We start from the raw sequence: 15,212 nt of genomic DNA on the forward strand, positions 1-15,212 counted from the left end.
CTTTATAAGATTGTTTTTGCAAGAAATGCATCTATTACATTGTATGCCTGCTTTGTAGAGTTCGCTCTATATTTTTCAGTGTACGGATTTAAAAAACTATGTTCACCGTGTAGTTGTTTTATTTCTAATAAAGGATTTTTTTGTTGCTGCAATGTTTGAATGAAAGAGGATACTGAAAAACTAACTTCTTTTTCAGGGAAAATAAGTAAGGTAGCGCATGTAGGTTTTATATGAATATAGTCACGTATACGGGAACCGTAACATCCGATAATAAAATCTATTTTCGGATTGTTACTGCATAGCCATGAGATGGTAGCGCCAACACTAAAGCCGATAAGTCCAATATGTGAATAATTACTTGAAAGAGTATTGATGAATTCTTTAATTTGTTCTTTTCCATCATCAAATCCAATATTATTTACAAAATGTTGATATGCTTTTTCTTCATCACTATAATGAAATGCATGTTGCGATTGTAGAAGATTAGGACAGAATACATCTATATGAGATGAAGTGAAGTGGTGGGTAACGTGATGCATATGGTCGTTCACACCATAAATTTCATGAACAGCAACGAGAGCTAATTTTTTCTCCATCGTTACAATGTACCTCTATGAAACTTAAATTCTTTCTCAACAAGGCAAATACGCAGGTGGAAGTTTTCATACCATTGCTCACGGCCTCTTTTTTTCGCTTCTTTATGTAAGGCGTTCTTTTTCCAATTTTCAATTGCTTCAAGTGATTCCCAATAAGAAATTGTAATGCCGAGGCCCGAATTATCTCGTGCACTTTCTACACCTAAAAATCCAGGTTGCTGTTTCGCAAGTTCCTCCATTCTTTCGGCAACGGTACTATAATCTGTTGTATCATTTGATAAACTAGAAGTGAATATAACTGCATAATAAGGTTTGTTTTTTTCTAAATCAGATTTCATTGTCTGTCCCCCTTAATGTATAGTACAAATAATTAATCCATAGTTTGTATTCTAGCAGGTCACAAAAAGAAAAGAAGTAGAAAATTCTTATTTTTTCATCCCATGTAAAATAGAAGATAGAAGAAATTTATAATAAGTAATCTAAAGGATGAAAAATGCCACTTCAAAAGTCGAAGTGGCATTTTTTATATTTCCTCTAAGCTATTAACTGGAACTGTTAATTCGCGTCCTGGGTTTTTAACTTCATATATGCGGGCGGTTTCATTGCTTTCGTCGACGTGTTGAATCGTAACAGGCATGCCTTGAAAACTGACATTAGCTTGCTCCGCTGACACAGAAAGCTCTTTTGCACGTTGAATATTCATTTATATTCCTCCCATCATTATTATCTTTGCTAAAAAAGAGGAATAATATACCATTTCGAGACATTCTTAAAGTTTTTGTATTGTTTGTAATGTTCCTTTAATAAATGAAGAGAAGATGGAATCAGGATAGCTATCTATCGCTTGAACTGCTTCTTTTGCTTCTTTGAGTGCAGCTGTTTTATCTTGAAGTTCTATATAGCAAAGAGCACGATAAGATCCAGCCGTTAATAACCACGATTGATCAAGTGGATGACTCATATAATCTGGTATAGTAGCATGTTTTAATGTTTCCAAAGCGTCCTTATAACGTTTTAAGCCATACAAAGATTTTCCTTTTTCAATATAATACAGTCCATCGTCTTGAAAAATTGGTACATCTTTTAGTTTTTCTCGGAATTGTTCTAAATGTTCTAATGCAATTGTATATTCATTCGTAACGGTATTGTAGTAATAAGCTTTTAATATATGTATATTTGCAGCGGATAAAGTATCTTCTGTAAAAATGGCAAATTGCTCAGATTTTTTTATGTAATATAAATATCTTTCTTTATCAGTTGTAATGATTTTTTGATAAGATAAAATACGGTAAAATTCATCTGTTTTATAATACACTTGGTGTTTTTTTGAAAATGCAAGTGCATCTAAAATGACTTTTTCACATTTTTCATAATTGCCATATGCGAGTAAAATAATTGCTTCTTTTAAATATAATTGTATATGTGTAATAAGATCCATTTCTAAATTCTTCGTTTTATATTCATCGCGAATTTTGGTAATCAACTGTAAACATTCTTTATATTTTTTCCGTTTGTAGAGCATATAGTAAAACAGTAGTTTCGTTTCAGTGCTTTCTCGATATAAAGTATATTTTTCAAATATAGAAACAGCGGTTTCAACGTAAGATTCAATATTATAATCGTTCATAATAGCTGCTCCTGTTAGGAACTGTTTATATAAACGAGCCGTATTTATAGTAGAAGATAGCTCTTTTTGAACAATCGGTAGTAGAGTTACATATACTTCATCACATTTATTTTCCTTTATGAGTTGCTCCATTTTTGTAATGAGTTCTACAATTTCATCATCGTCTTCCTCTAATAAAAAGCTCGTTTCACATTCAAGTTTTTCAGCAATATATTGTAATGTTTTCATGGAAGGTGTAGCTTTTCCGTTTTCAATTTGACTAAGCATACTTTTTGTCAGTTCCGAACCTGCCAGCTCTGTTTGTGTAAGTTTTTTTTCTTTTCGTAATGCCTTAATTTTTTCGCCGAGAGTTGCCATATTATTGCTCCTTTATCATTAAAAAGTTAAATTGTATTTAACTTTTTGTTGTAAAAATTGGAAAGTTGATTATATAATAAGTTTAACACAATTTAACTTTTAAGGGGAGAAAGTCATTATGGGAGATATAAGTATAGGACAACATGATACAAGAATGAAAGTTGCAACGAGAAATATTATTTTGATGATGATTGGAAAGATGACGTCTTTATTAGGGGCAGGTATTTATACATTCGCAATGGGGTTATACGTATTAAAGACAACTGGTTCAGGGATGGGGTTTGCTATTACGCTCGTTTGCGGATCACTACCAAGGATGATCTGTGGTCCGATTGCAGGTGCTGTAGCTGATCGTGTGAATCGAAAATGGCTTGTCATTGGCACGGATTTATTAAGTAGTGTAACGATGCTTATTATGTTTATTCTTACTACTATATTTGGACCTTCACTTCTTTTTATCTATATTTCAGCAGCATTATTATCAATTTGTGCAAGTTTTTATTCTGTTGCATTAACTTCGTCTATTCCTAATTTAGTAGATGCGGGGCGTATTCAAAAAGCGAGTGCTTTAAATCAAACGGCAGCTTCTTTATCAAATATTTTAGGGCCAATTATTGGTGGAGTTGTATTTGGTTTCTTTTCAATTAAGTCGTTTTTTTTGTTAAATAGTGTTACGTTCTTTTTAGCAGTTATTTTGCAATTATTTATTGTATTTGATTTATATAAAAAAGAAGTGGCTGAGAGTAAAGAGGATTTCTTGACGAGTATAAAAGAAGGGTTTTCATATGTAAAACGACAGCATGAAATATATGGTTTAATGAAAATAGCATTGTGGGTAAACTTTTTTGCGTGTGGGCTAACCGTTGCACTTCCATACATTATCGTCCATACATTGCATTTATCTTCAAAGCAACTCGGTATCGTAGAGGGAATGTTAGCAGTCGGGATGCTAATGGGTGCGATTGCTTTATCGGTGCGTAAAGAAGTGAATAATCCGTTTCGTTCTATTTATACTGGGCTGTTTTTGTTTGCGGGTTTAAGTTTATGTACAGTCTTCCCATTGGTAGTGACCATTTCAAAAGGGGCAAGTTTTATTTACTATATTGCTTTTATGATGTTAACGGGTATAGCAATTATGATTGTAAATATTCCGATGCAAGTACATATGCAAAAAACGACAGATCCGAGCTACTTAGGGCGTGTGTTTGGCCTACTTGAAACAATTGCTACTGCAATCGCACCACTCGGTATGATTGTATATGGATTATTATTAGATATGTTGCCAACTAGCATTGTTATGATGACGATAGGCGGAGGTTTATTGTTAGTTGTATTAGTTGGAGTAAAGCAACATATAAGGAAAAAACAAGTAGGTGTGTCGGCTTAAAAATAAGAAAATAATAAAAATTCGACTTATCATTATAAAAATGACCAAATTAGTATTTTAGTTTTTGAAACTCTTTTTCATGTATGTTACAGTATAGTGAGCAGGCAAAGAAAAGGAGAAAACATCATGAAAAAATTAAGTTTTGTTATGCTTTTTCTGTTAGTCGTAATGGCTGGATGTAGTAATTATGACACATATATAGAAACAGGTATGCAATCGTTGAAAGATGAAAAATATAGTGATGCAACGATGTGGTTTGAAAAAGCGGAAAAAGAAAAGTCAGGAAATGAAGCAAAATCATATAAAGAAATGGCCGAGAAAATGGATCACGGAGCAACAGCATTAAAAGATGGTAAGTATTTAGAAGCAAAAGACATTGCAAATGAAGTGTTGCAAATGAAAAAAGACGATGCACTTGAAACAGCTGTAACATCAAATGCAGAGAATATGCTTCAAAAAGCAAAAGATGTGGAAAAGAAAGTAAATGAAAGAGTGGCAAAGCGGAGAAAGGTAGAAGAAGAGGGAATTGATAAACTGATTAAAGCGGTCGATAGTATAGATGACGTGAAAGAAAAAGAGAAGAAAGTTTCAGAAGCATTAGATAAGGCTGAAGAGGCGCAAGCAAAAATTGAAGCGAAGAAAAATAAATAGAGTTATAGTTTGAAAGGCTGTCGTGTATAACGACAGCCTTTTAATTTTTTGCGGCATAAGAAGTGATGCTATGTAGTAAAAAAGAAATAATTTTAGAATTCCATCTGTCCTCATGATGAATCGTATAAATGTTACGTTGAAATTCAAATCCAGGGATGGGTATGTAGCGTAGTTCATTTCGTTGTATTTCTTGTTCGATAGCGAGTTTAGAAATAAAAGCAATGCCATTACCATATTTTAAAATTTGTTTCATCGTTTCTAATGAATCTAATTCAATTTCAGATTGGAACGTAATGTTATGAGCTAACGTCCATTTTGTAAGTAAATCTCTCGTTGTAGATGGATTACGATGCAATAATATACGTTCCTTTTCGATATCTTGTAGTGATACATTATCTTTTTTTGAAAAATGATGTTCTTTGGAGAAAGCAAGAACAAGTGTATCAGGCATTACATTTGTCTGTTTTAAAAGGGATTCATCAAACGGTGCTGCAGAAATTACCCCGAGGTCAATTTCATGATTTTGTAGCATCGTTCGAATTTCAGGAGCTGTTTTTACCATGAGTGTTATTTTTATATTTGGAAATTCGCATTGAAATTGGTGAATAATTTCTGGTAAAAGATAAGTCGCTGGTACATAACTAGCGCCAATTGTTATAGCGCCTTTATGAAAATCTTTAAACTCTTGCGTGACCCGCCTAGCTTCTTTCATAAGTGCATCTATTTTACAAGCATAATGATGCAATGCCTCACCAGCCTCCGTTAAGAAATATCTCCCGGATCGTAATTCAAATAAAGGTACACCGAGTTCCTCTTCTAAGCTTTTTATATGGAATGTAATAGTAGGTTGTTTAACACCAAGTTTTTCTGCAACAAGTGTAAGTTTTTTATATTTCTTAATAAGCACTACAATTTCTAATTTTAAGAGATTCATTATGAGTTGCCGCCTTTTTTATTTTAACTATAGAAAAAATCTATAGAAATAAATAGTTTATTAGAAGTTTTTTAATTTAATCTTTACAGTACATTAACATTCAGTATAAATCTTCCAGATAGAATGAAAGCAGGTTAAGAGTGAGGGGAAAGAGGTGAAACGATGGATATTAAAATTCATGGATTAGAAAAGAAGTTTGGAAAAACGCAGGCGTTAAAACCGTTACAAATTGTCATGAAACAAGGTGAATTCACCACACTTTTAGGACCTTCGGGATGCGGGAAAACGACTTTACTTAGAATGATTGCAGGACTTGAAGAGCCAGATAAAGGTGAAATATATTTTGGAGATAAGTGCATGTATTCTGGTGCGAAAAAAATAAAAACATCTCCTCATGAACGTAATATCGGTATGGTATTTCAAGATTTTGCTTTATGGCCGCATATGACTGTATTTGAAAATGTTGCATTTGGATTAAGGGCTACAAAGCAAACGAATCACTTACGAGAAAAGGTAGAAGATGCGATAAAGCGAGTTCGTCTGCAAGGTATGGAGAAAAGATATCCACACGAACTTTCTGGTGGACAGCAGCAACGTGTTGCATTTGCTAGAGCGATTGTAACAAAACCTCATTTTATTTTGTTTGATGAACCGCTTAGTGCACTCGATGCAATTTTGCGTGAAGAAATGCGCTTAGAGCTTATGGATATCGTTCATTCTATTGGTTTAACGGCATTGTATGTCACTCACGATCAGACGGAAGCTATGTCAATGTCAGATCAAATTATTGTCATGAAACAAGGAGAAGTATTACAAAAAGGAACGCCAGAAGATATTTATGTGAAGCCGTCTCATGAATTTGTTGCAAAATTTGTTGGTAAAGCAAATTGGCTTGTAGAGGGTAAACAAATGATTCGTCCAGAGCATGTGAGCTGGACGAAAAATGAAGTGTGCGAAATGTATACAGGTGAAATTCAGCACGGTACATATGTAGGAGAACGGTATGAAATGAAAGTAAACATGGGTGCACTTGGAATATGGACAGTTTATCACAATAGTAAATTAAGCATCGGTAAACCAGTATCGTTATATGTGCCAAAAAAATGTATTCATCATATAGGGGGAGAATCGTATGAAGAAATTCAGTTCGCTTAAGTCTTTATTTGTATGTACTTTATTATTTTCGGCTGTAGTAACAGGGTGTAGTTCAAAGACAGGCAATGTAGATGCAAAAAGTAAAACTACGAATGAAAAGAAAATTGTTGTATATAGTGCAGGACCAAAAGGATTAGCAGAAAAGATTCAAAAGGATTTTGAAAAGAAAACAGGTATAAAAGTAGAAATGTTTCAAGGAACAACAGGTAAGATTTTAGCGAGAATGGAAGCTGAAAAGAAAAATCCAGTCGTTGATGTAGTCGTACTTGCATCATTACCAGCGATGGAAGGATTAAAAAAGGATGGACAAACGTTAGCTTATAAAGAAGCGAAACAAGCTGATAAGCTTCGTTCTGAATGGTCGGATGATAAAGGATATTATTTTGGATATAGCGCTTCAGCATTAGGAATTGTGTATAACACAAAAAATGTGAAGACAGCGCCTGAAGATTGGAGCGATATAACAAAAGGGGAATGGAAAGGAAAAGTGAATCTTCCGGATCCAGCACTATCAGGTTCAGCTTTAGACTTTGTAACAGGTTATGTGAAAAAGAATAGAAAAGATGGATGGAATTTATTTGAACAGCTTAAGAAAAATGAAGTTACAGTATCGGGGGCAAATCAAGAAGCGTTAGATCCAGTAGTAACAGGTGCGAAAGACATGGTCATTGCTGGTGTTGATTATATGACGTACAGTGCAAAAGCAAAGGGTGAACCGATTGATATTGTTTATCCAAAAAGCGGAACAGTTATTAGCCCACGTGCAGCAGGGATTATGAAGGATAGTAAAAATGTAGAAGGTGCAAAAGAGTTTATTGATTATTTATTATCAGATGATGTGCAAAAACAAGTTGCTAAAGCGTACTTATTACCAGGCAGAACAGATATAAAAGCTGAAAATAGACCGAATGTAGAAGAGATTCCGGTATTAAATATTGATTGGAAAACAGTTGAGAAAGAACAAGATGAAATCGGAAAACAATTTAAGAAAGTATTTCAATAAGATGGTGATTACATGGTAAATCGATTCGTATCAGTAAGACAAGTTGGAATGATGGTAGCGTTGTTGCTTGTGGCGATGTTAATCGTCATTCCGCTTTTCCTCATTTTATTTTCTAGTGTATACGAAAATAGTAGTTGGAATTTTTTAAAGCCTTTTGAAGTGATGCAGAGTGGTGGATTAGCGGGGATTTTTCTAAACTCGATGCTTTTAGGTGTACTCGTAGTAATAGGAGCAACCATATTTGCATTTCCATTAGCGTTTATTATGAGTAAAACAGATGTTGGAAAGTATAGTAAGTTGGATATTATTTTTATGATTCCATTTATGACACCGCCGTATATTGGATCGATGGGCTGGATTTTGTTCATGCAACCGAACGGCTATTTCGAACAGTTTTTTCCGATGCTAAAGACGATTTCATCTTCGTTTTTTAGTTTAGGCGGCATGGTTTTAATTATGAGTCTGCATTTATTCCCATTCCTTTACTTCATGTTGAAAAATACGTTACTTCAAATTGGGAGTAGTAAAGAAGAAGCTGCAGCAGTTCATGGTGGAGGCTTTTTCTACCGTTTAAGAAAAATAATATTGCCATTATTAGTTTCAAGTTATGTAATGGGTGCTTTACTCATTTTCGTAAAGACGATTGCTGAATTTGGAACACCGGCTACATTCGGACGAAGAATAGGATTTCATGTGTTAACATCAGAGATTCATAAATTTATCTCGAGTTGGCCGATTGATTTTAGTAGTGCAACAGCATTATCTTCTTTATTACTTAGTGCATGTATGCTCATTTGGTATATGCAAAATGTATTGAATCGAAAGTACTCATATGCAATGGTTAGTGGAAAAGGTGTGAAATCTAAAAGGTATACATTGTCTATATTTACGCGCATTGTAGCATGGGTTTATGTAATTAGTTTATTAATCGTATCAATTGGAATCCCGTATTTTTCTATACTGATTGCTTCATTATCGAAATTAAGAGGCGACGGCTTACAGGTAAATAACTTTACAACGAGCCATTATGAAGCATTATTTACAATTGGCTCTCCAGGATTAGAAGCTTTATGGAACAGTTTTCTTTTTTCACTTATAACAGCGATTATTGCTGCTATGATTGGAGTATTTTTGGCACTTATGATCCGAAAGGGCGAAAAGTCTTCTGAAAAATGGCTTGATATGTGCGGTATGTTACCGAATATGGTACCAGGAATCGTGATGGTTGTAGGGCTTATTTTATTCTGGAATTCACCCTATATGCCCCTGTCAATTTACAATACACCAGTCATGGTTATCGTAACGTACGTCGTTCTTTTTTTACCTTATACGGTGCAGTATGTAAAAGCATCGCTTGGGCAAATTGATGATTCTCTTGTACAGGCAGGAAGTATTTTTTCTGGAAATTATATTTATATTTTTAGAAAAATAATATTACCTCTTATTATCCCGGGAATTCTTGCTGGATGGGCGATGACATTTACAATCTCGATAAGAGAATTAGTAGCATCGCTTCTCGTATTACCTCCATCAGTAGAAACGTCAGCAACATTTATTTTTGCTCAGTTTGAACAAGGAGAAGTATCTATTGGCATGGCAATGGCTGTCGTTTCCGTTGGACTTACAACAATATGTTTATTACTTCTGCAACATATGGAGCAAAAACGAAAAGGGGTAGCATGATGAGGATAGAAGTATGGGGAGGAGCGGGAGAATACGGTCGTTCCTGCTACTTCGTAAAAAATAAAGAGACGAAAATAGTATTTGATTGTGGTATTAATCGATCATATGAGGATAGTTATCCAAAAATAGATAGGGAAGTTGTACCGTTTTTAGATGCAGTATTTTTATCACATATTCATGAAGATCATACGATGGGCTTACCTTTATTAGCGAAGTATGGATATAAGAAAAAAATTTGGACGACTCGTTATACGAAGGAGCAACTTCCCGCTTATTATGAAAAATGGAGAAACTATAATTTGACGCAAGGATGGAATGTACCTTATAACGACCAAAATGTTAAAGATTTAAATTATGTATATATTGATGAGATTAGTAATCCGAATGAATGGATACAGATTACACCTACATTGCGTTTTCAATGGGGGTATAGTGGGCATGTATTGGGGGCTGTTTGGTTTTTAGTGGACATGAGTCATACATATGTATTTTATTCTGGCGATTATTCAGCAGAGTCTAACATACTACGAGCTAATTTACCTGAGAAGTTGCGCGGCGATATAAAAGTCGCAATCGTAGATGCCGCTTATCATACTGATGATGTTTCGCAACATGAACGAATAAATGAACTGTGTACAGAAATTGAACGAGTTGCGCAAAAGAAAGGAATAGCATTATTGCCATTGCCACCGCTTGGTAGAGCGCAAGATATCGTATTGTATTTATATGAAAAGTATAAAGAACTTCCCATTATAGTAGATCAAGAAATTTTGGATGGATTCCAAGAAATGTTCGTATATAAAGATTGGCTCAAAAATAATGAAGAACTTGAACGGATCCTGGAGAGTTTAAAAAGAAACATAATCGTTATGGATCATGACATCGGTACGCAAAATAGTTATGGAATAGTTATAATGAGTGATGCGAATATGCAAACGAAACGAGCGCAGTTATATTATGAACAACTGCGATATGAAGAACGACATTCCATTATATTTACTGGACATATTGCTAAAGGGAGTTTTGCAGACAAAGTTTTGAAAGAACGTGTAGGTAAAGAATGTAGGGTGAAGCGAGTTCCATATAAAGTTCACCAAAGTATAAGAGATGTGAAAGAGATGTTAAATACATTATTACCAGAACATACGGTGTTAGTACATGCTTTAAAAGGGGATACGGATCGATTACAGAAAAAGCTTAGCACGGCAGGGTATGAAAATGTGTATTCACTTACTATGGAACGTATAGAAGTCATTTAAAATGCAAAGGAGATAGGTATATGAAAAAAGTATTTGTATTCGTAAGCATTTTATTTTGTTGTTTCCTTTATAACGTTAAGGAAGGGTTTGCTGCCAGTCCAATGACACCTAGTTTTGAAGTGAAGTTATTATTAAAGCCAGAACAAGTATTAGGTTACAACAAAGAAATGAACCAAGAGATATTAGAACATTTTCAGGCTGGTACAAATTATGAAAGAATACAAGTGCAATTTTTAGATACAGCAAATAAAAATTTAAATAATGAAGGGTGGTTTGCGAGAATTCGAAAGAAAGAATTTAGTAAAGATTTTGAGCTAACATATAAAAAAAGATATCCTATTCAAAATGGTGTAATTCAAGATGCACTAGAAGTGGCTAAAAAGGATGGATTTGATAGTAAAACCGATAACTATGAGGCGGAAATAGATTGGGGATTTGAGAAGAAAACGTTAAGTATTTCAAATAAGAAAACCTACAGTGCTAAAGGGTATGGAGTACTTGATTTACCGAACGAACGAGCCGCTCAAAACATGTTAATAGAAAAGTTGCCAGGGAAAATGAACAAATGGTCGTATACGAATTGGGGAGAAGAAATGCTCAAGAACTCTCGTATTTACGGTCCTGTATTAATGAAAAGGTATACAGGGGAGTTTGAAAATATAAAAACGAATATTGAAGTTTGGCCACTAAGTAATACAGGGAAAATAGAAGATGATTTCGTAATAGAAGTGTCGTTTAAAACAAATGAGGAAAGTATTGCAACAAAACAAAGAGAATTATTAATGAAGAGATTAGAACAAAAAGGATGGTTGTTACCGAAAGATAGTTTGAAGACAGAGCTTATTTTTCAGTGAATAGTAAAAAGGAATCCGTATATATGGATTCCTTTTTCTAATATATGAGTATTAAGCTAAATCAGCTGACACGAACATATCATTATTTTGAAGGTTTTTAGAGCGTAAACTATAAGCAACTACCTTCTTTTTATGTTGCTTTACAACATCAACATGCTCTTCATGACTATAAATGTAAAAGATAAAATCTTTTTTACCACGTTTTTCATTGATAATTAAAGGCGTGCCCTCATTGTGTGGTGGTGCGTAATAGCGATCTAAAAATAAACCTTCGTTAAAATCATGAATAATTTTGGATTTTTGTTCGCCTTCTAAGTTATTTCCATTAATTGTAACAGTCACATTCTCTTCTTCAAGTTGTGGATGTGTCTCGTACTTGCTAATAATGGATTCAATAACAGAGTTGGGAAGGCTAGAAACGATAATTTTAAATGCCCCAAATACAATTAACATTACAATAAACCAAGTCGTCATAGTATATCATCCCCTTTATCCCACAGTAACGGTCCGTAAAAGCCCGGTTGGTGCGGGCTAATAATCAGTGTGGGATAGATCCCCCATACTGACTAAAATTTCACTTTATCCTATTTAACAATATAACTCATATGGTAATAGTACATATGGTGAAGTTTTGTATAATTTGTGAAAAATATGCCATTTTTACGAACGAAATATTAGAAAAATCAATTTTGTTACAAAAAGTTGAAATCGAAGTATTTTAAAAGAAAAAGGTTTATAATAAAAATATAACTACTAACAACATTACTAATTATAAGGAAGTGTAACTATGAGTACTGTAACAATCGTATATGGTATTATTCTTTCTACAATTATTGGTTTATTTATTGTCGGGGTTTCACGTTATATTCATAAATGGAAAGAAGGCGTTGCGAAATTAAATCACATTGAAGAAGAACTTAGTGATTTAATGTTACATCATGGCAAGTAAAAAGTTTATTTTTTAACTAAACAATGTGAAGAATATCACAAAACATGCTCTCATCATGAAGGCATGTTTTTTTGTTATGTGAATGATAGGCACATTCATACATTTTTTCCATAGGATACAGTGTGAAAGTAGAAATGTTCGGAGTGGAAAAGAGGGATAAAATGAGTAGTTCAGGTTATGTTCCAGATAATAAAAATTTAAAGAAAAGTTCAGGAACTCCAAACCTTTTCTTTGATTCGAGAAAAAATGTCTTTTTTAAAAGGGATGATAAAAACGTTGCATATGAAGTTACGTCAACACAGTTACCAGCGATGATAGGAGGAGCGTTTGTTGATTTATTTATGACAAAAGGGCATATGCGGGAACCGCATTGGCATCCGAATGCGTGGGAATTAGATGTTGTTGTATCAGGAGAAGCAGTTACATCCATTTTAAATCCCGAAACGAATCAATTGCAAAATTATCATATAAAGGCGGGGCAAACTGTCTTTATTCCAATGGGATGGTGGCATTGGATTACAGCGATAACAGAAGAAGTACAATTACATTTGTTTTTCAATAACGATCAGTTTGAAACAGCAGAAGGATCAGACATACTTAGATTAACACCGCCAGAAGTATTTCAAGCTGCATATGGTGTAAGTGCAGAAAAATTAGGAAAGGATCTTTCGCCAATTAAGGAGTCAGTTGTAATTGGTCCTCCTAACTCAAATCGACTAAATAGCGTTAAAGAAAGTGACGACTCAAATATAGTTGTTACGTTAAATGGACAAATAACATCATGTGAAATAGAGTAACTCTTTCATTTTTTAGGAAGAGTTACTCTATTTTGTATAATTTTGTATTTTGATTCGCTATAATATATTATATAGAAGGGGATTTATAGAGGGGGCATATTGTGAACATATTAAAGATTATAGGAATTGTTGCAGGAGTCATTATAGTAGCGGTTATAGCTTTCTTTGTTATTATGAAGTACTATTTGTCAAAAGAAGATCCTGATTACGTATTAAAGTACATAAAAGAACATAAAGATGATAAAACATGTTCATTACTAATTAGAAAAAATGGGGAAATATTAACATCTATAAATGAAAATGTAAAATTGCCATTAGCGAGTACGGCAAAAATCGTAATAGCAGTTGAATTTGCTAAGCAAGTGTCAGAAGGAAAGATAAGCCGTGATGAACAAATTTCATTGCAGGAGTTAGAAAAATATTACGTTAAAAACACTGATGGTGGAGCGCATCCTGACTGGTTAGAAGATGCGAAAGCGAGAGAATTAGTGAAAAATGGACAGATTACTTTAGAAGAAGTCGCTAAAGGGATGATTCATTATAGTTCTAATGCGAATACAACATATTTGTTAGATAAGCTTGGAATAGAGAGAGTAAATGAAAGTATAAAAGAGTTAGAGCTTACTAGTCATGACAAGTTCTCTTCGTATACTGCCGCACTATATATGAGAGGGTATGTAGAAAAAGAGCTTCATAAGCCAGAAAATCAATCGTTAGAAATGATACGTAACATGTCAAGTGATGAGTATAATAAACATGTGTTACAAATTCATGAATGGATGAAAGATGAAGAAGAATGGAAAAAACGGGATATCCCATTAAAAGTAGATATGGAATTTCAGCGAATTTGGTCAGATCGATTAGTGGGTGCAAACGCTAAAGATTATATGAGTATAATGGAAAAGATAAATAGTAGAAAGTATTTTCCAAAATCAATGCAAGAAGAAATCGAGAATATTTTCAAAGGAACAGTTGATAATAGTAAGTTAGAATTTGCTGGTCAAAAAGGTGGATCTACCGCATTCGTATTGACAAAAAGTTTGTATAGTACAGATAAGAAGGGGAATAAGGTAGAAGTTGTAATTATGTTTAATGGTATAGAAGATCAAGTTGCATATCAAAAGCTAAGAAATAATATAGATTATTTTATTCAAGATGCTATAACAGATGAAGAGTTTAGAAGGAAATTATAATGGAATAATTTTATTATGTAAACAAGGACGCTTTTTAGAAAGTATCCTTTTCTTTTTATAATACAGGATTTCTTATTTGTTTCATTGAATATAGATTGAAAATAAGAAAGGAAGTTGAAAAATGACGACAATATATTTCGTTCGCCATGCCCACTCTACATATACAAAACAAGAACGGGAACGGCCGTTATCTGAAAAAGGGCATTGTGATGCAGAGAATGTAACACGCTTGTTAAAAGGTAAACATATCGATGTTGTGATCTCTAGCCCGTACAAAAGAGCAATTCAAACTGTGCAAGGAATCGCGAATACATATAATATATCGATACAAATAGAAGAAGATTTACGTGAAAGGTTATTAAGTACAGAGCCGGTACAGGATTTTGATGATGCTATGGAGAAAGTGTGGGGAGATTGGAATTATGCATACGAAGGCGGAGAATCAAATGATGTAGCACAAAGACGCGCTATAATATGTATGCAAAGTATATTAAAAAAATATAAAGGTAAGAATATTGTAATAGGTACTCATGGGAATATTATGGTATTACTAATGAATTATTTTGATTCGAAATATGATTTTCAGTTTTGGAAAATCCTTCATATGCCTGACGTGTATAAATTAACTTTTGATAATAATTGTTTCAGTTCTGCTGAAAGAATACAGTCTACAGATTATCAGATAAATAATTTGTAAAAGTTTATCAAAAAAAGAGGAAAGGGAGAAGTTATTGTAGAAGTATGACTTTGTAACATAAAAAATTTGT

18 protein-coding genes are annotated in these 15,212 nt (G+C 33.6%); 12 read left to right on the top strand and 6 right to left on the bottom strand.

Features of this window, described 5'->3' with window-relative positions; genetic code table 11:
- Nucleotides 1-2: 2 nt before the first annotated feature.
- The 4 genes from MKX31_RS06660 to MKX31_RS06675 all read right to left on the bottom strand — a co-directional run bounded on the left by MKX31_RS06660 (nt 3) and on the right by MKX31_RS06675 (nt 2,580).
- A complete protein-coding gene (locus MKX31_RS06660; RefSeq protein WP_098103339.1) occupies nt 3-596 on the bottom strand; it encodes a dienelactone hydrolase family protein in 594 nt (197 codons plus the stop codon).
- Between the two features lie 2 nt (nt 597-598).
- On the bottom strand, nt 599-934 hold the full coding sequence (locus MKX31_RS06665) for an antibiotic biosynthesis monooxygenase family protein (protein WP_340980376.1): 336 nt from the start codon (nt 932-934) through the stop codon (nt 599-601).
- A 185-nt stretch (nt 935-1,119) separates the two neighbouring features.
- Nucleotides 1,120-1,299, bottom strand: a complete 180-nt coding sequence (locus MKX31_RS06670) for an H-type small acid-soluble spore protein (protein WP_001025744.1) — start codon at nt 1,297-1,299, stop codon at nt 1,120-1,122.
- Nucleotides 1,300-1,365: 66 nt separating this feature from the next.
- Nucleotides 1,366-2,580 (bottom strand): helix-turn-helix transcriptional regulator, encoded by a 1,215-nt coding sequence (locus tag MKX31_RS06675; protein ID WP_340980377.1) that lies wholly within the window; start codon nt 2,578-2,580, stop codon nt 1,366-1,368.
- A 118-nt stretch (nt 2,581-2,698) separates the two neighbouring features.
- Between MKX31_RS06675 and MKX31_RS06680 the strand changes: the two genes are divergently transcribed.
- Nucleotides 2,699-3,967 (top strand): MFS transporter, encoded by a 1,269-nt coding sequence (locus MKX31_RS06680; RefSeq protein ID WP_340980378.1) that lies wholly within the window; start codon nt 2,699-2,701, stop codon nt 3,965-3,967.
- Between the two features lie 126 nt (nt 3,968-4,093).
- Nucleotides 4,094-4,618 carry a DUF4398 domain-containing protein gene (locus MKX31_RS06685; protein WP_000736432.1) on the top strand — a complete coding sequence of 175 codons (525 nt, stop codon included), beginning with the start codon at nt 4,094-4,096 and terminating at the stop codon, nt 4,616-4,618.
- Between the two features lie 40 nt (nt 4,619-4,658).
- On the opposite strand, the gene MKX31_RS06690 is transcribed toward MKX31_RS06685, so the two are convergent.
- Nucleotides 4,659-5,552: a LysR family transcriptional regulator gene (locus MKX31_RS06690; RefSeq protein WP_340980380.1), complete on the bottom strand. Its 894-nt coding sequence runs from the start codon at nt 5,550-5,552 to the stop codon at nt 4,659-4,661.
- 162 nt (nt 5,553-5,714) lie between these two features.
- On the opposite strand from MKX31_RS06690, the gene MKX31_RS06695 reads away from it, so the two are divergent.
- The 5 genes from MKX31_RS06695 to MKX31_RS06715 are packed head-to-tail and all read left to right on the top strand — an operon-like array spanning nt 5,715 to nt 11,506.
- Nucleotides 5,715-6,707, top strand: a complete 993-nt coding sequence (locus MKX31_RS06695; protein WP_340980382.1) for an ABC transporter ATP-binding protein — start codon at nt 5,715-5,717, stop codon at nt 6,705-6,707.
- Entirely contained in the window at nt 6,685-7,710 is a 1,026-nt protein-coding gene (locus MKX31_RS06700) for an ABC transporter substrate-binding protein (RefSeq protein ID WP_340980384.1), read from the top strand. The genes MKX31_RS06695 and MKX31_RS06700 overlap by 23 nt, the downstream gene beginning before the upstream one ends.
- 12 nt (nt 7,711-7,722) lie before the next feature.
- Entirely contained in the window at nt 7,723-9,393 is a 1,671-nt protein-coding gene (locus MKX31_RS06705) for an ABC transporter permease (RefSeq protein ID WP_340980385.1), read from the top strand.
- Nucleotides 9,390-10,652 (top strand): MBL fold metallo-hydrolase, encoded by a 1,263-nt coding sequence (locus tag MKX31_RS06710; protein ID WP_142315092.1) that lies wholly within the window; start codon nt 9,390-9,392, stop codon nt 10,650-10,652. Before MKX31_RS06705 ends, MKX31_RS06710 begins: the two co-directional genes overlap by 4 nt.
- Nucleotides 10,653-10,672: 20 nt before the next feature.
- Entirely contained in the window at nt 10,673-11,506 is an 834-nt protein-coding gene (locus MKX31_RS06715; RefSeq protein WP_064476514.1) for a hypothetical protein, read from the top strand.
- Nucleotides 11,507-11,557: 51 nt separating this feature from the next.
- On the opposite strand, the gene MKX31_RS06720 is transcribed toward MKX31_RS06715, so the two are convergent.
- Nucleotides 11,558-11,980 (bottom strand): YfmQ family protein, encoded by a 423-nt coding sequence (locus MKX31_RS06720; RefSeq protein WP_064476513.1) that lies wholly within the window; start codon nt 11,978-11,980, stop codon nt 11,558-11,560.
- Between the two features lie 131 nt (nt 11,981-12,111).
- Here MKX31_RS06720 and MKX31_RS06725 point away from each other — a divergent pair, with 131 nt between their 5' ends.
- The 5 genes from MKX31_RS06725 (at nt 12,112) to MKX31_RS06745 (ending at nt 15,142) form a co-directional block, all read left to right on the top strand.
- A complete protein-coding gene (locus MKX31_RS06725) occupies nt 12,112-12,228 on the top strand; it encodes a hypothetical protein (protein WP_002011946.1) in 117 nt (38 codons plus the stop codon).
- Nucleotides 12,229-12,293: 65 nt separating this feature from the next.
- Nucleotides 12,294-12,455: a hypothetical protein gene (locus MKX31_RS06730; protein ID WP_061680580.1), complete on the top strand. Its 162-nt coding sequence runs from the start codon at nt 12,294-12,296 to the stop codon at nt 12,453-12,455.
- Between the two features lie 161 nt (nt 12,456-12,616).
- On the top strand, nt 12,617-13,252 hold the full coding sequence (locus tag MKX31_RS06735; protein WP_064476512.1) for a cupin domain-containing protein: 636 nt from the start codon (nt 12,617-12,619) through the stop codon (nt 13,250-13,252).
- A 101-nt stretch (nt 13,253-13,353) separates the two neighbouring features.
- A complete protein-coding gene (locus MKX31_RS06740; protein WP_149174133.1) occupies nt 13,354-14,445 on the top strand; it encodes a serine hydrolase in 1,092 nt (363 codons plus the stop codon).
- Between the two features lie 121 nt (nt 14,446-14,566).
- Entirely contained in the window at nt 14,567-15,142 is a 576-nt protein-coding gene (locus MKX31_RS06745; RefSeq protein WP_064476510.1) for a histidine phosphatase family protein, read from the top strand.
- Nucleotides 15,143-15,212: the final 70 nt, after the last annotated feature.

This window comes from Bacillus sp. FSL M8-0063 (genome assembly GCF_038005545.1).
Lineage (GTDB): Bacteria > Bacillota > Bacilli > Bacillales > Bacillaceae_G > Bacillus_A > Bacillus_A wiedmannii.

Excerpts from the sequence above, each read along its gene's own strand:
- MKX31_RS06660 (WP_098103339.1), bottom strand. The coding sequence starts at position 596 with ATGGAGAAAAAATTAGCTCTCGTTGCTGTTCATGAAATTTATGGTGTG.
- MKX31_RS06665 (WP_340980376.1), bottom strand. The coding sequence starts at position 934 with ATGAAATCTGATTTAGAAAAAAACAAACCTTATTATGCAGTTATATTC.
- MKX31_RS06670 (WP_001025744.1), bottom strand. The coding sequence starts at position 1,299 with ATGAATATTCAACGTGCAAAAGAGCTTTCTGTGTCAGCGGAGCAAGCT.
- MKX31_RS06675 (WP_340980377.1), bottom strand. The coding sequence starts at position 2,580 with ATGGCAACTCTCGGCGAAAAAATTAAGGCATTACGAAAAGAAAAAAAA.
- MKX31_RS06680 (WP_340980378.1), top strand. The coding sequence starts at position 2,699 with ATGGGAGATATAAGTATAGGACAACATGATACAAGAATGAAAGTTGCA.
- MKX31_RS06685 (WP_000736432.1), top strand. The coding sequence starts at position 4,094 with ATGAAAAAATTAAGTTTTGTTATGCTTTTTCTGTTAGTCGTAATGGCT.
- MKX31_RS06690 (WP_340980380.1), bottom strand. The coding sequence starts at position 5,552 with ATGAATCTCTTAAAATTAGAAATTGTAGTGCTTATTAAGAAATATAAA.
- MKX31_RS06695 (WP_340980382.1), top strand. The coding sequence starts at position 5,715 with ATGGATATTAAAATTCATGGATTAGAAAAGAAGTTTGGAAAAACGCAG.
- MKX31_RS06700 (WP_340980384.1), top strand. The coding sequence starts at position 6,685 with ATGAAGAAATTCAGTTCGCTTAAGTCTTTATTTGTATGTACTTTATTA.
- MKX31_RS06705 (WP_340980385.1), top strand. The coding sequence starts at position 7,723 with ATGGTAAATCGATTCGTATCAGTAAGACAAGTTGGAATGATGGTAGCG.
- MKX31_RS06710 (WP_142315092.1), top strand. The coding sequence starts at position 9,390 with ATGATGAGGATAGAAGTATGGGGAGGAGCGGGAGAATACGGTCGTTCC.
- MKX31_RS06715 (WP_064476514.1), top strand. The coding sequence starts at position 10,673 with ATGAAAAAAGTATTTGTATTCGTAAGCATTTTATTTTGTTGTTTCCTT.
- MKX31_RS06720 (WP_064476513.1), bottom strand. The coding sequence starts at position 11,980 with ATGACGACTTGGTTTATTGTAATGTTAATTGTATTTGGGGCATTTAAA.
- MKX31_RS06725 (WP_002011946.1), top strand. The coding sequence starts at position 12,112 with ATGGTAATAGTACATATGGTGAAGTTTTGTATAATTTGTGAAAAATAT.
- MKX31_RS06730 (WP_061680580.1), top strand. The coding sequence starts at position 12,294 with ATGAGTACTGTAACAATCGTATATGGTATTATTCTTTCTACAATTATT.
- MKX31_RS06735 (WP_064476512.1), top strand. The coding sequence starts at position 12,617 with ATGAGTAGTTCAGGTTATGTTCCAGATAATAAAAATTTAAAGAAAAGT.
- MKX31_RS06745 (WP_064476510.1), top strand. The coding sequence starts at position 14,567 with ATGACGACAATATATTTCGTTCGCCATGCCCACTCTACATATACAAAA.